The organism is Fibrobacterota bacterium (assembly GCA_019509785.1).
Classification (GTDB): Bacteria; Fibrobacterota; Fibrobacteria; order UBA11236; family UBA11236; genus Chersky-265.
The window spans coordinates 1-13,759 of sequence record JAEKLQ010000048.1; the positions used below are offsets into that span (position 1 = coordinate 1).

The following is a 13,759-nucleotide window of genomic DNA, read 5'->3' on the forward strand; positions in this document are numbered from 1 at the left end:
TGATGAGCCAACCCAGATTGAGGAAGGCCAGCCATTGATTGGATTTAGCGGGATCGTCCCCGTCAGGGACGGATGGGTCAGCGCTTTTCATCCATCTGCATGGAGCAATTGCCTTGGAACATCGCCCCCTCGTTAATGACCAACTCCCGCGTCTGGAGATCGCCGACCAAGGTCGACTTGGGCTCGAGCACTATTTTCTCCTGCGCATGCAGGTTCCCCAGGATTTGCCCCGCCACCGTCGCCGAGCGCACCTGGACCTGGCCCTCGATTTTCCCCGTCGGACCCAGGATCAGCATCCCGCCCACGTCCACGGTCCCTTTCAGGAATCCGTCCACGCGCAAATCGTGCTCCACCTTGACATCTCCCAGGATCTGGGTGCCCTCGGAAATGAAGGTCTGGACGGTGGCGATGTTTTTGGACATGGGTTTCCTCACTTCAGGTATTGTTCGGGGTCTACGGCTTTGCCTTTGATCAGGATCTCGTAGTGCAGGTGCGGGCCGAAGCTATTGCCGGTGTTTCCCACCGCGCCGATGGAAACGCCTTTTTCCACATGGTCCCCCGCCTGCACGAAGCTCCGGGACAAATGCGCATAGAGGGTTTGCACGCCATGATCGTGATCGATTTTCACGAAGCGCCCCAAGTCCCGGTCTTGGCCTGCTTGGATCACGATTCCCGCCGCCGCCGCCGCGACCAGGGCGTTGCCTTCGGCGATGATATCGACGCCGTCGTGGCGCGCCTCCGCGGAAGCGACCGCTTCCCCCGGGGCTGCGCCTTCGGATGCGGCCGCTCCGGCCGCCGCCGATTGGCCGGGAGTCGACCCGGCGTTGAACTTCTGGCTGATGATGCCGGCCGTGGGCCAGATGTCGGGAATCTGATCGCGCGCGGGGAACGCTCCCGAGCCGCGGCGCTTGCGATCCAAGGCGCGCACTTGCGAAATGAACTTGTCGATGTCCGCCGCCGACATGCGCGTACCCGCGTTCCCGTCGCCTGTGGTATCGGCCCCTTTTTCGGCGATGAAGGTCTGGAGGATCCCGCGGATCTTCCGCTCCTGTTCCGCCATCTGGTCCAATTCCTTTTCCAGCAAGGTCATCTTCTGCTGCCTCTGCCGGAGCTCGCGGTTGATGACGGCCAGATGGTTGGCGGCGAACACTTTCCCGTTGATCTCGGTGATCTTGACCGCGGCCAAGGCCGTAGCGAACAGGGCCAGGATGATGGCGTAGAAAAGGAACTCGAAAAAGCGATAGCGCAACTTGATGGTCCAGACCGCGCTCGAATCGTCGGGCAGGATTTGGATGGTGATGTAGCGCTTCTTATTCATGGGTCGGGGCGAAGGGCGGGGGAAAGGGCTCAGGTCCGGTCCGGCGAGGGCGGCTTCGTTCAGCCGTGGGCCAATTGCGCCCGTTCTATCATCTCGGCGAAAGCTTCCAGGTCTCCGCGCTGCATGAAGTGGATCTCCAGTATGCCCTTGGCATCGTTCCCGCGCAGGGTCACCTTGGTGCCCAGCAACAATTGCAGTTTTTCCAGGAAGGCCTGGGTGTTCGGATTGCGTCCCGATTTCGTTGCATCCCGTTTCGTGCCCGACTTCTCGGCTTTGCGCACGTTGAGATGATCCTCGACAATTTTGTGGGCCAGTTTCAAGCGCTTATTCGGTTCCGCCTGGAGCAGGGCGCGGCCGTGCCCGGCCGTCAGCTTCCCTTCCCGGATCATTTCCAAAAGGGGATTCTCGAGTTTAAGCAAGCGCAAGGTATTGGTGATGGCCGAACGGCTCTTCCCCAGCTTCTGGGCCAGCTCATCGTGGGTGATGCCGCAGGTATTGATGAGCTGCTCGTAGGCCATGGCCTCTTCGATGGCATTCAGCTGCACCCGCTGGATGTTCTCGATCAAGGCCATTTCCATCATGTCGCGATCGGAAAGGTGATCGCGCACCAGGGCCGGGATGGTTTTCTGGCCCAAGCTCTGCACCGCGCGATAGCGGCGTTCGCCGGCTACGATCTGGTAGCCATCGTGGTGCTTACGCAGCAAGATGGGCTGGAGCAATCCTTTTTCGCGGATCGAGGTCGCCAGTTCCGCGATCTCTTCCGGACCGAACTCGGTGCGCGGCTGGAAAGGATTTGGAGTTATTTTGGAAAGTTCAATTTCTAGGGTCGCGCCGCCGGTCTTGGGATTGACGACTTCGGTGCCCAGGTTGCCGAAAATGGCTTCCAGGCCCTTACCCAAAGCCTTCCTAGTCATTCTGCAGAATCTCCTTGGCCAACTCCATATAGCGCATCGCGCCCATGCTCATGGCATCGTACAGGATGATGGGCTGACCGAAAGAAGGGGCCTCGGACAATTTCACGCTGCGAGGGATGATGGTCTTGAACACCTTTTCCGAAAAGGTATTCTGCACGTCCTCGGCGACCTGCTTGGAGAGGTTCAACCGGCTATCGTACATGGTCAGCAGCGCGCCTTCGATGGACAATTTCGGATTCAGATTCTGCTGCACCAGGCGGATGGTGTTCAAGAGTTCGGCCAGACCCTGCAAGGCGTAGTACTCGCATTGGATCGGAATCATCACGGTATCCGCGGCCGTGAGAACGTTCAAGGTCAGCATGCTCAGGGAGGGAGGCGAGTCGATGAAGATGAAATCATAGTCGCCGCGGATTTGTTCCAGCACCCGGGTCAGGCGTTTTTCCCGCATGGGCTGGGTGATGAGTTGCACTTCCAGGCCCGCCAGGGATCGGGAACAAGGCAGGATGGAGAGGAAGGGCATGCTGGTGGGGCGGATGAAATGCCGAACTTGGTCCGCCGTGACCGCCTTATCCGCTTCGGCCAGGATATCGGAAATGTCTTCTTCGAATTCCTTGGGATCGAAGCCCAACCCTTGGGTCGCATTCGCCTGAGGGTCCATGTCCACCAACAGCACCTTTTTTTCCATGGCCGCCAGAGCCGAGGAGGTGTTTACGCAGGTGGTGGTTTTGCCTACGCCGCCCTTCTGATTGCAGGCTGCGATTATACGGCTCACATCTCTCCCGTTTTGTATGCGATGACGATGAAATACTTCCGGGGATTGCCAGGGAGATGGTAGGGGTGGTTTTCGACCTTATCATAACCGGGAGGGGTGGTGTTCTCTTCCGAGGCCTTGAAGGTCATGAACAGTCCGCCCGGCTTCAGCATCTTATAGGCGAGTCGCGCATCCCTGGTGAACTCCCCGAAGGCGCGGCAGCACACCACGTCCATATGAGATAGAAAAACCTTCTCGACCCGCTCGTTGAGCACATGCAGGTTGGGGATGCGGATCTCGCGGATCAGCTCTTGCATCAGAACGCTTTGCTTCTGTTTCGGTTCGACCGCGAACACATCGATGTCCGGGCAGGCGATGGCGATGGGCACCGCGGGTAGTCCCACGCCGCTCCCCATATCCGCCAACTTATTCACCTCTTTGAAGAAGGGCATCAGTTGGACCGAGTCCACGATATGCCTTTCCCAAACGGTCGGCTCATCCTTCTCGCTTACGAGATTGATGTTCTTGTTCCATTTCCGCAGGAAATGTTCGACTTCCCTGAGTTTTTGTAGGGTTTTATCGTCGAATTTCGACGGATCCTGGAGCAGATTTTCCATAGGGCAAGTAAATGTACGAAGGGATTTTTGGATTTCAAGACTTCAGGATATCTCGGACCCTCCATACCTGAATTATGGCGGCGCGGATCGGCTTTCCAATTCGGGCGAGATCTTGGTTTCACGTGAAACAGTGCGGCTGTTTTCACGCCATCCATCTCCTGTTCCTGCTGATGTTTCACGTGAAACACCCGCAAGGGATTTTAAGGGCGGCGATTCCAGGAATCGACGATGAGCCATACCGTACCACCATGTGGGGTGCATGCGGATCAGAACCTCTAAGACTCGATGGTAGCGCCGGGCCAATCGAGCTGGAGTAAGCGAGACCGAGGGGGATGCGGTTGGCGCCGCCAGGAGCAGAAGGCGGAAGGTTCCATCGGGAAGCAGGGTCCCGAACCAAACCTCAACCGACCGATGCCGGAGGAGGAAGAGGGGTAGGGGATCGACCCCCAAAGGCTGATCGAAAAATGCGGCGCGGACAGAAGAGGCTTGGGCGCGCTGATCCCAGAGCATTCCAAAACAACCGCCGTGCTCCAGGTGGTGAAGCGCCCTGCGAGGAATCCGATCGGAGACGGTTGCCAGGCCGAGACGGCTTCTCATCCGGATGAGAAGCCGTTGCGCATATTGATGGGCCATTGGCCGCGCCGCACTGAGTAATCCAATCCCTTGAGCGGTCATCCAGGCCCCCATCAGCTCCCAATGATGGAAGTGGGCGGTCAGAAATACTGCGGGTGCGGACTTGAGCTTTTTTAGTTTTTCGGCATCCTGAGGTCGAGTGCGAATGGTCTGGCCATAGCGGCCATGCGTCAATCGGACGAAATCGAGGGCGGCATGGGTGCAGAAGCGCAAGCGAAAGAAGGGCTGCCGAATGCCGCAGCGCTGTACATTCTCGCGCAGAATCCTCCTTTTCCATCCCCCTATATATAGGAGAAGGCCCAAGGGAAGGGCTAAAATCCGGAGATAGAGGCTTTGCGGCTTCATAAGAGTCCCTAACAGAATCCGGCCGCAGCCGAGTCTCCATCCGATGAGGGACTCTAAGCATGGGTATTTCACGATCGAGTCTAACCCTTGATCTGGCAACAGGATGAAAGCTAAATTGATCCCCTCATCTTAAAATCGGATTTCCAGTATGAAGAGAACGTTCCAGCCCCGTAATCGTAAACGCGTGAACAAGCACGGTTTCCGTGCCCGCATGGCGACCAAGGATGGCCGCGATGTCTTGGCGCGCCGCCGGGCCAAGGGTCGCCATCGCCTGACGGTGAGCGACGGGATGGCGTACAAGGACATTTGATTCTTCCGTCCCGGGAGCGGGGGAGTTAACGTGCCTGCACGCCCGACCCCGTCTCCTGATCCGGATCAACCGGAGCATCTGCCTCCTCGCGAGCGCAGGCTCCGCACGCCCCAGATGTATAAGCGGGTTTTCGAAACCGGAAGGGCGCTCCGCAGCGCCCCGCTGACGGTGCGTTTTGCGCGCCTCGCCCCGGAACGCACGCGGGTAGGTTTCATCATCCGTAAGCGTAGCGGTAATGCGCCGCTTCGGAACGCCATCCGCCGCATACTCCGCCAATGTTTCTTCGAGGCCCTTCCCTCCTTGTCCGAAGGCACCTGGGTGGTTTTCGACGTGCCGGAGCGGGCGTCCCGCTTTAGCCGCACGGAAATGCGATCCCAAGCCCGGCAACTGCTCGCCGCCATCGCGGAGGGCAAATGAGCGGAGCCGCGGCCCGCGTGGCGCAAACGCCTTTCCTGATCTTGATACGCGCTTACCAGGCTTTGCATGGATCTTTCTTCCACGGGGTGTGCCGTTTCCATCCCACGTGTTCCCAGTACGCTTATGACGCCATCGAGACCCGCGGCCTGGCCATGGGACTGATCCTGGCGGCCTGGCGTATCCTCCGCTGCCAGCCTTTAGCCCGCGGCGGATTCGATCCCGTTCCACCGGCCCGACCGCCAACGCCCTTCCGGGCTTGGCCTTCGCGTCGTCCCCGAATATCACTGAGGAGACTCTCTTGAATAAGAACACGATCGTGGGCTGGATCCTGCTGTTGGGGCTGATGCTCCTGTGGACCGGCTATCAGCAGAGACAGCATTCCAAGGAGCAGGCGCAGAAGTCGGCGCAGCAAAAGACCGACTCCCTGGAAAAGGCCAAGACCCTCGCTGCCGCGGCTGCCGATTCGGCGGTGCGCGCGGCGCGTACGCCCGCGCAGAACGGTGCACTCTCCGACTCAGGAAAAGCCGCCGCCGCTTCGGCAGTGGCGCATACGATGTTGATCGTGGAGACCAATCGTTTCACGGTGACCGTGGATAACCAAGGCGCGCGCCTCGCCAAGGTGACCTTGAAGGAGTTGGCCGGGCACAAGCCATTGAACCCGGATATCATCCAGGGGGATGGCGGCGCCTTGACCCTGACGGTGGACAACCAGGACTTGACGCGGCAATTATGGATCCCGGATACGAAGGATAGCGTGCTGGATGCGCGCCAGGCGCCGGCCACCGTGCACTTCAAGCTGATCGCGCCGGACGGGAAGCGGACCTTGGATCGCAGCTTCACCTTCTATCCCGACAGCGCGAAGATCGTCCAGCATTTGGAATCCTCGACACCGCTCGGATCGTATTCCCTGGGTTGGAACGCGGGCCTGTCCGAAACGGAAAACATCGTGCATGGCAAGGGCGTAGGGCTCATGAGCGGCTACTTCAGCGAGCTTATCTACGACAATGGCGTGAACGTGGAGCGGACCGCCTTCGTGGGCGATAAGGTCCTGAACGCCGAGAGCGGGGTGCTGAAATGGGCGGGCCTGCGCCGCAAATACGTGGCCGGGGTGATCAACTTCAATCACGAGACCAACAACAAGGTGGTGGCGAAGGGGAGGGTGGCCGAGAATGAGGACAAGAGCTATCCCCACGATTACGAGCTGCTGATCTCGGCGAGCAATGTCGAGGACAAGACCTTGGACTTCGATTTCCTGATCCTGCCCTTGTCCTATGATCAGCTGCTGGCCTACCATCAGAACTACGAGAAGATCATCTTCAGCGGCTACGAATCCTTCTTCCGCGCCGACATATGGTATCCGGCCCTGTGCGGGCTGGTGCTGCATACCCTGAAGTTCTTCAATGGGTTCGTGCATAATTACGGCCTGGCCATCATCCTCCTCACCTTGCTGGTGCGGACCCTGACCTTCCCCTTGACCATCGCGCAGACCAAGCAAGGCGTGAAGATGCAACAGCACATGCCCGCCATCTCGAAGATCCGTGAAAAGCATAAGGGCAACCCCCAGAAGGCCAATCTCGAGATCATGGAATACTACAAGAAGGAAGGCGTGAATCCCTTGTCCGGGGTGATGGGCTGCTTCCCGGTGTTCCTGCAGATGCCGATCTTCATCTCCCTCTTCAACGTGCTGGGCCGTTCGGTGGAATTGAAAGGGGCTCCTTTCTTCGGTTGGGTCCATGACCTGGCCCGGCCGGACGTGGTCTACGACGCGCTGAAGCTTCCTTACCTCTTTCCCTTGGGCGTGACCATCCTGCCTTTCTTCATGGCCGCCAGCATGTTCTTCCAGATGAAGATGTCCGTCAAGGATCCGAACCAGAAGATGATGGTTTGGATGATGCCGGTCATGATGTTCGTCTTCTCGTGCTCCTTCCCGTCGGGCCTCGTGCTTTACTGGACGGTCTCCAACCTCTTCACCATCGGCCAGACTTACTTTTACACCAACCGTTTGCGGCCCGCCGGCGCGGCGGTAGTGACGACCCCCGCCAAACCGACCCGCAACAAGCCGGCGAAGACCTGAACCGATGAACGCGGCGAGCGGGGAACCATGAATGCGACGAGCGTGGAGTTTGCCTGAGCAAACTCCAGAGCGAGGAGCCTAACTTGGACACAATCGTCGCCTGCTCCACCCCGCCCGGCACTTCCGGGCTGGCCGTACTTCGCCTCTCGGGGCCCGCCTGCCGCACCGTGGCCGCCGCCTGCCTGGGCCGGCCCGACCCCTTGCCGCGCCATGTCTATCACGGCCCCTTCCGGGTCCCGTCGACCGGGTCCGGTTCCCATTCATTAGCCGTCGTCCCCGGGGAAATCCTCGACCGCCTGAACTTCGTTTTCTTTTCCGCTCCCGCCAGCGCCACCGGCGAAGACGTCCTGGAGATTTATCCCCATGGCAATCCGCTCCTCATCGGTAGGATCCTCGCCGTCCTGAGCTCGATAGCGGGCGTGCGTCCCGCGGCGCCGGGGGAATTCACCCGGCGGGCCTTCGAGCAGGGCAAGATCGATTTGCTTCAAGCCGAAGCCGTCGGCCAACTCATCCATGCCGAAACGGTGGAAGCCTTGCGCAACGCGCGACGGGTGGCGGAGGGCGCCTTGAGCGCGCCGCTCAAGGCCTTGCGGGAGGGGTTGGTGGACCTTTCCGTTAGGCTGGAGTTGGACGTGGATTTTTCCGAGGAAGAGGCCGACCCGGATTACGGCTCCTGGGTCCCGCGCCTGGAAGCGATGCGCCGCCGATTGGACGACCTGGCAGCCGGCTTCGAAAAAGGGCGGGGGCTGGGCCGCGCGCCGCGGGTGGCCATCCTGGGCGCGCCCAACGCGGGCAAGTCCAGCCTGGTCAACGCCCTGGTGCGCGAGGATCGCCTGATGGTTTCCGCCGTCCCCGGGACCACCCGGGATTGGGTGGAGGTAACGTTGACGTTACCCGGGGGCCGCGTGCAACTGGTGGACACGGCGGGTTTGGGCCGTCCCGTGGACGACCTGGACGCCATGGCCATGGAAAGGACGCGTCGCCAATGGGGCGAGGCGGACGTACGGGTATGGGTGGAGGACGGTACGCGCGAAGCCGTCCCGGCGCCCTTGCCGGGCATGGAATCCATCGGAGGCGAAGCGGCCGAAGCGCCGGCCCGCAATGCCGTGGACCTGCGCGTGCGCACCAAGGCCGATTTACCGGGTTTCCATCCCCTGCCCGATGCGCTTTCCGTTTCCAGCCCGACCGGCGATGGCTTGGAGGCCCTGCGAACCCGGTTGGAAGCGGCCGCCTTCCGAGGCCGCGGCACCGGGGAAGATCCCCTCCTCACGACCGAGCGGCAATTCCGCGCGGTCATGGCCGCCCGCGATCGGGTAGACGCGGGTCTGGCAAGTTTACGCCGCAAGCCGGCCATCGAGATCCTCGCCTTCGAGATCCGCGAAGCGGCCGGCCATCTAAGGGAACTGCTGGGAGAGATCGCTCCCGACGAAGTGCTGGGCCGCATCTTCGCCGGATTTTGCATCGGGAAGTAATCCGCGGATTTCCGGGATCACTCGAGTTCCAGCGTATAACCCTCCAACCCCAAGCTCTCGGGAATCCCGTCCAGGAAGGGCGTCAGCCTCGCCGCCTCGTAGCGCCCGAAGCCGGAGGATTTCCCATGAAGCCGCAAATGATGCAGCCAATGCTGGATGACGTAATGCCCGCCCCCGTGCACGGTCCATTCCGGCGATAGGATGCGGCAGCCCGATGCGGATGCGCCTTCGACCCGGCCGCGGCCTTCGACCTGGAGATACTGGCGCACGATGTCGGCATGATAGGGGGTGAAGGCCACCGGCGATAGCACAAGATGGATTTCTTCCCGGCGGCGAAGGATCACGAACTTGCCCGACTCCTCATCGCCCCCGCCAGCCGCGGCGGTCGTTGCATCGGCCGGATCCGGGGCGGAGGGGAATTCGCGGTAGATGCGGACGAAAAAGCGGGTCGCCGGGTTTCCGGACGGGCCGCCGGGCTTTTCGCCGCTCATGCCGAAGCGCGGATGCGCGCGAGCAGATCGGATGTGGAGAGTCCCGGGATTTTCCCTACGATGTGGATGCGTCCCCCGTGGGCCTTCACCGACGGCGCTTCGATGCAGTCAGGTCCGTATTCGGACCCGTTCACGTGCACGTGCGGTTTGATCTCGGCCAGGAAGGGCATGGGCTCGCTCTCATCGAAGATATGCACGAAGTCCACGGCCCGCAAGGCGAGGAGCATACGGGCCCGTTCCGCCTCGGGAACGATGGGCCGGTTTCCGCCCTTGTAGGCCTTCACCGAAACGTCGCTATTGAGCCCGACGATGAGTACGTCGCCTTGGGCCTTGGCCTCCTCCAGGATATGCAAGTGGCCGGCATGCAACACGTCGAATGATCCGTTGATGGTTACGACGCGCTTGCCTTCCGCTTTCAGGCGTTGGGACAACTCCGAGAGTTTCCCCCGCGCGACCAAGTGGGTGTTCCCCCGTTCGCCCTCCAGCAATTCTTCGCGCGTCACCGTGGCCGTGCCGAACTTGCCCACCACCACGCCGGCCGCCTTGTTGGCGATGCGCACCGCATCCTCGAGTCCCGCGCCTGCCGCGCGCGCCAGCGCGAAGGTGGCCACCACGGTATCGCCCGCGCCGCTCACGTCGAACACCTCGCGCGCCTGGGTCGGCAAGTTGAAATGCGAACCCGTCTCCCGATCGAAAAAGGTGATGCCGCGCGCGCCCAAGGTCAGGATCACGTGCGCGCCCAAGCGCTGCCGCAGCGCCAGGCCGTTCTCCACGATAAGCCCGTCGGTGGGATCGCATTCGGCCTGGCCCAAGAGCCCTTGCGACTCTTTCCAATTCGGCGTGATGTAATCGCAACCCACGTAGTAGTCCGCGTGCTGCGGACGCGGATCGATAAGCACTTCCTTGCCGGCGGCATGCGCTTCGCGCAGGATGGCTTGCGTCGTTTCCCGGGTCAGGAATCCTTTGGCGTAATCGGACAACACCACCATACCCGCCCCTGGCAGGTGTCTGCGGAAGGCGGTGAGAATGGCCGCCGAAGCCACCGGCCCGGCGCTCGGGGTCTCTTCGTAATCGAGTCGCAAGAGTTGTTGGCCTTGTCCCACCAAACGCGTCTTGCGCATGGTGGGCCTTCCGTCCTGTACCCGCTCGTAGGCGATGCCCAAGGTTTCCGCCAGGATCTCGAATTGCCGGCCATGCCAGTCGTCCCCGGAAATGCCGATCAGTACGGCTTTGGCCCCGAGGGAAGCGACATTGGCGGCGGTGTTGGCGGCGCCGCCCAGAACGCGGCGGGTGCGGGCCTCGTCCACCTTGAGTACGGGCACCGGTGCCTCGGGGGAAAGGCGGGAGCAATCGCCGCTCACGAACTCGTCCAGAAACACGTCGCCGAGGACCAAAACGCTCCGGGACGGAAAGCGGGACAATAATTCGGCGGTTTCCATGGTGTAACCCGGCTCCAGGAATAACGAACGTAACGGCAATCCGGCTTAATTGTAGAATGCGCGGCCACCCTGAGGACACCCCCTTCACATAACTGTTGTTACAGAAGTCGTTATAACGTATATTAAGATTATGAAAAGCAAATCTGTCGAATCCGTAATCGCGCCGCCTCCGGCCCATATGGTGGGGGACGGCTTCAAGGTGCATAACTTTTTCCCCGGCCGATTGGGGATGACCCGCATGAGTCCTTTCTTCCTGATGGACTACGGCCCCAAGACCCGTATTCCCCCGAGCGAAACCCCGCGCGGGGTCGGCGCGCATCCGCATCGCGGCTTCGAGACGGTGACCCTCGCGTTCCACGGCCGCGTGGCCCATCATGACAGCGCGGGCAACAGCGGCATCATCGGCGAAGGCGATGTGCAATGGATGACGGCGGGCTCCGGCATCTTGCATAAGGAATACCATGAGAAGGAATTCGCCCGCTCCGGCGGATTCATGCAGATGGTGCAATTGTGGGTGAACCTGCCCGCGCGCGATAAGATGACGGCTCCCCGTTACCAGGAGATCAAGCAGGCCGACATGGGCGCGTATGATTTGCCGGATGGGCAGGGCAGGGTTGAAGTGGTGGCGGGCGAGTACCGCGGTGCCAAGGGTCCCGCCAAGACGCACACCCCGGTGCAACTGTACAAGGCGCGCTTGGCGACCGGCGCTGCTTGGGATTTGGAATTTCCGTCGAACCACAATACGGGCTTGCTGGTGATCGAAGGCGCGGTGGAAGCGAATGGCCGCTCGGTGCCGGCCAATCATTTCGCCCTCTTCGGGAACGATGGGGAAGGCGTCACGGTGAAGGCGACGGCGGATAGCCGGCTGCTGGTCCTGAGCGGCGCGCCCATCGACGAGCCGATCGCCGCCTATGGACCCTTCGTGATGAACACGCAAGAAGAGATCTACCAGGCGGTGGAGGATTTCCAGTCAGGGAAATTCGGTCGCTTGGAGTGAATCCGATCGCCGCGAGGCTTCGCCGGGGATAAATACTTATCCTTTCCGGAATGCGGCCTTCGGAGATCCTGCCCGCGGCGTTTCTTGCCGCCCTGGCCACCGCAGCCTTCGGCCGTTCCTATACGACGGTCTTCCCCGCTAGCGAAGCCCCCATCTCCGAAAGCGGCGCGTGGCTCAATGGGGCCAAGGACGGCCTCGATTGGGGGGACATCTCGACAACCTTGGGCAAGACCCATCCGCATCCCGGGCCCGCGCGTTATGCCGATGCCACCGCTCTATTGGCGGGAACCTGGGGTTCGGATCAATCCGCCGAAGGCACGGTCTGGACGGGCGACCCACATAACTACCCCGAGGTTGAGTTGCGCTTGCGATCGACCTTGTCCCCCCATGCCTGCAACGGTTATGAGATCACGTTCTCTATCGCGCCTAACGCCTACCTGATCATCGTTCGGTGGAACGGTCCGCTGGGCGACTTCACCTACCTCGCCAATATCAACGGTTCGCAATACCAGGTGAAAGCGGGCGACGTGGTCAAGGCCACCATGGTGGGCCACGTTATCACCGCTTATAAGAACGGGGTAATGATGGGCCAGGCCATTGACTCGGTATACGCGACGGGGCGTCCGGGCATGGGATTCAACGAGCAGGAGAACGGCGATTACGGCTATACCAGATTCACCGCTACGGATGAAGCGGTTTCGATTCTTAGGCCGTCTCCTAGGCGGCTCTCCCTCTTCGGACTCGGCTCCCCGGGAACCGCCGCTATCCCCTGGCGGGATGCCTTAGGCCGACCCTCGCATGGGCCCGATCTCATTCTGTTCCCCGCCGCTTCCGCCGTCTCCCGATAATCCTATAGCGAGGCGACCTGACTGGCTTCGGACACTCCCCGCTCCTGAGTTTGCCTGCGGCAAACTCAACGCTCGTCGCTTTTCAAAGGGAACTCCCTTCTCAGGGATCAAAAAAAAGAGGCCCCGGGAGAAAGGGGCCTCTTTTGACCGTTCCGCGGAGGGCGAACTCCGCATCACGGCTTTTGGATTAACGGGTTCGCTGCTTATCCGGCTACGGCAAGCTCCTGGGCGTCTTCCATGCTGCGCAGGTTGGCCAGGCCCTTTTCCTTGATCTGGCGCACGCGCTCCTTGGACAGCCCGATGATCTCGCCGATCTCCTCGAGGTTGAGGGCCTCGTGGTAGTTGATGCCGAAGTACATCGACAACACGGTACGTTCCTGATCGTTCAGCTTATGCAGCATGCGGGAGACGAACTGCTGCCGCGACGACACGGTGGTCCGCACGTCCGGGGCCTCGGTATGGGTGTCCTCGATGACGTCCATGATGGTCGAGCCTTCTTCGCCGTTGATCTGCTCGTCCAGCGAAGCGTGGCGCAGTCCCATCTCCATGATCTTCTCGATCTGGCGGCCGCTGTAGCCCATCTTGCCGCCCAAGGCGTCGGTGTCGATCTGGGTGCCACCCCCGACCACTTGGCGCATGGGGACGTTGTACTTGCTGAACCGGCGCAGGATCAGTTCCTTTTCGGCCGAGATGCGGACCATACGGGCCCGTTCCGCGATGGCGCGGGTGATGGCCTGGCGGATCCACCAGACGGCGTAGGAGATGAACTTCAGCTTGCGGTTCACGTCGAAGCGCTTGGCCGCCTCGATGAGGCCGATATTGCCTTCATTGATGAGCTCGGGCAGGGAAAAGCCCTGGTTCTTGTACATGAAGGCCACGTTGATGACGAATTTCAGGTTGGCGCAAACCAGCTTATGGATCGCGCGCTGATCCCCCGCCTGGATTTTCTTCAGGACTTCGATCTCCTCGTCCTTCTTCAGGAGTGGGTACTTGGAGATGTCCTTGATATATTGGTAGTAGAGCGAAGCTCCCTCCCAAGATTCCACCGATTGGTGAGTCATGGCATATTCCTTAGTTGAGTTTGCTGTTTCAATAATACCCCCGACCCGGAAGCGTTTTGTCACGGTTGTGTC

16 protein-coding genes are annotated in these 13,759 nt (G+C 60.8%); 7 read left to right on the forward strand and 9 right to left on the reverse strand.

The window, feature by feature from the left end:
* Nucleotides 1-77 precede the first annotated feature (77 nt).
* The 6 genes from JF616_14380 to JF616_14405 form a co-directional block, all read right to left on the reverse strand.
* On the reverse strand, nucleotides 78-422 hold the full coding sequence (locus JF616_14380; GenBank protein ID MBW8888938.1) for a polymer-forming cytoskeletal protein: 345 nt from the start codon (nucleotides 420-422) through the stop codon (nucleotides 78-80).
* Nucleotides 423-430: 8 nt separating this feature from the next.
* The gene (locus JF616_14385) at nucleotides 431-1,318 is read right to left on the reverse strand and encodes a M23 family metallopeptidase (GenBank protein MBW8888939.1); all 888 of its coding nucleotides are present in this window, start codon (nucleotides 1,316-1,318) and stop codon (nucleotides 431-433) included.
* Nucleotides 1,319-1,377: 59 nt separating this feature from the next.
* Nucleotides 1,378-2,232: a ParB/RepB/Spo0J family partition protein gene (locus JF616_14390; GenBank protein MBW8888940.1), complete on the reverse strand. Its 855-nt coding sequence runs from the start codon at nucleotides 2,230-2,232 to the stop codon at nucleotides 1,378-1,380.
* Nucleotides 2,225-3,004 (reverse strand): ParA family protein, encoded by a 780-nt coding sequence (locus tag JF616_14395; protein MBW8888941.1) that lies wholly within the window; start codon nucleotides 3,002-3,004, stop codon nucleotides 2,225-2,227. Before JF616_14395 ends, JF616_14390 begins: the two co-directional genes overlap by 8 nt.
* Nucleotides 3,001-3,600, reverse strand: a complete 600-nt coding sequence (gene rsmG, locus JF616_14400) for a 16S rRNA (guanine(527)-N(7))-methyltransferase RsmG (GenBank protein MBW8888942.1) — start codon at nucleotides 3,598-3,600, stop codon at nucleotides 3,001-3,003. Before rsmG ends, JF616_14395 begins: the two co-directional genes overlap by 4 nt.
* Before the next feature lie 72 nt (nucleotides 3,601-3,672).
* Nucleotides 3,673-4,578 (reverse strand): lysophospholipid acyltransferase family protein, encoded by a 906-nt coding sequence (locus JF616_14405; GenBank protein ID MBW8888943.1) that lies wholly within the window; start codon nucleotides 4,576-4,578, stop codon nucleotides 3,673-3,675.
* 148 nt (nucleotides 4,579-4,726) lie between these two features.
* On the opposite strand from JF616_14405, the gene rpmH reads away from it, so the two are divergent.
* The 5 genes from rpmH to JF616_14430 all read left to right on the forward strand — a co-directional run bounded on the left by rpmH (nucleotide 4,727) and on the right by JF616_14430 (nucleotide 8,851).
* Nucleotides 4,727-4,888 (forward strand): 50S ribosomal protein L34, encoded by a 162-nt coding sequence (gene rpmH, locus JF616_14410; protein ID MBW8888944.1) that lies wholly within the window; start codon nucleotides 4,727-4,729, stop codon nucleotides 4,886-4,888.
* 30 nt (nucleotides 4,889-4,918) lie between these two features.
* Nucleotides 4,919-5,305: a ribonuclease P protein component gene (locus tag JF616_14415; protein MBW8888945.1), complete on the forward strand. Its 387-nt coding sequence runs from the start codon at nucleotides 4,919-4,921 to the stop codon at nucleotides 5,303-5,305.
* Complete coding sequence (gene yidD / locus JF616_14420) at nucleotides 5,302-5,607, forward strand: membrane protein insertion efficiency factor YidD (GenBank protein ID MBW8888946.1); 306 nt, start codon at nucleotides 5,302-5,304, stop codon at nucleotides 5,605-5,607. Before JF616_14415 ends, yidD begins: the two co-directional genes overlap by 4 nt.
* Nucleotides 5,604-7,379, forward strand: coding sequence for a membrane protein insertase YidC (gene yidC, locus JF616_14425; protein ID MBW8888947.1), 1,776 nt, complete (start codon nucleotides 5,604-5,606; stop codon nucleotides 7,377-7,379). The genes yidD and yidC overlap by 4 nt, the downstream gene beginning before the upstream one ends.
* A gap of 83 nt (nucleotides 7,380-7,462) precedes the next feature.
* Nucleotides 7,463-8,851: a tRNA modification GTPase gene (locus tag JF616_14430; protein MBW8888948.1), complete on the forward strand. Its 1,389-nt coding sequence runs from the start codon at nucleotides 7,463-7,465 to the stop codon at nucleotides 8,849-8,851.
* 17 nt (nucleotides 8,852-8,868) lie between these two features.
* On the opposite strand, the gene JF616_14435 is transcribed toward JF616_14430, so the two are convergent.
* Nucleotides 8,869-9,342 (reverse strand): hypothetical protein, encoded by a 474-nt coding sequence (locus JF616_14435; GenBank protein MBW8888949.1) that lies wholly within the window; start codon nucleotides 9,340-9,342, stop codon nucleotides 8,869-8,871.
* Complete coding sequence (locus tag JF616_14440; protein ID MBW8888950.1) at nucleotides 9,339-10,781, reverse strand: bifunctional heptose 7-phosphate kinase/heptose 1-phosphate adenyltransferase; 1,443 nt, start codon at nucleotides 10,779-10,781, stop codon at nucleotides 9,339-9,341. Before JF616_14440 ends, JF616_14435 begins: the two co-directional genes overlap by 4 nt.
* A 130-nt stretch (nucleotides 10,782-10,911) precedes the next feature.
* Between JF616_14440 and JF616_14445 the strand changes: the two genes are divergently transcribed.
* Nucleotides 10,912-11,778, forward strand: coding sequence for a pirin family protein (locus JF616_14445; protein ID MBW8888951.1), 867 nt, complete (start codon nucleotides 10,912-10,914; stop codon nucleotides 11,776-11,778).
* Between the two features lie 50 nt (nucleotides 11,779-11,828).
* Nucleotides 11,829-12,626, forward strand: coding sequence for a hypothetical protein (locus JF616_14450; protein MBW8888952.1), 798 nt, complete (start codon nucleotides 11,829-11,831; stop codon nucleotides 12,624-12,626).
* Nucleotides 12,627-12,829: 203 nt separating this feature from the next.
* Here the strand turns inward: JF616_14450 and JF616_14455 are convergent, their stop codons facing one another.
* Nucleotides 12,830-13,687 (reverse strand): RNA polymerase sigma factor RpoD/SigA, encoded by an 858-nt coding sequence (locus JF616_14455; GenBank protein MBW8888953.1) that lies wholly within the window; start codon nucleotides 13,685-13,687, stop codon nucleotides 12,830-12,832.
* Between the last annotated feature and the right edge of the window lie 72 nt (nucleotides 13,688-13,759).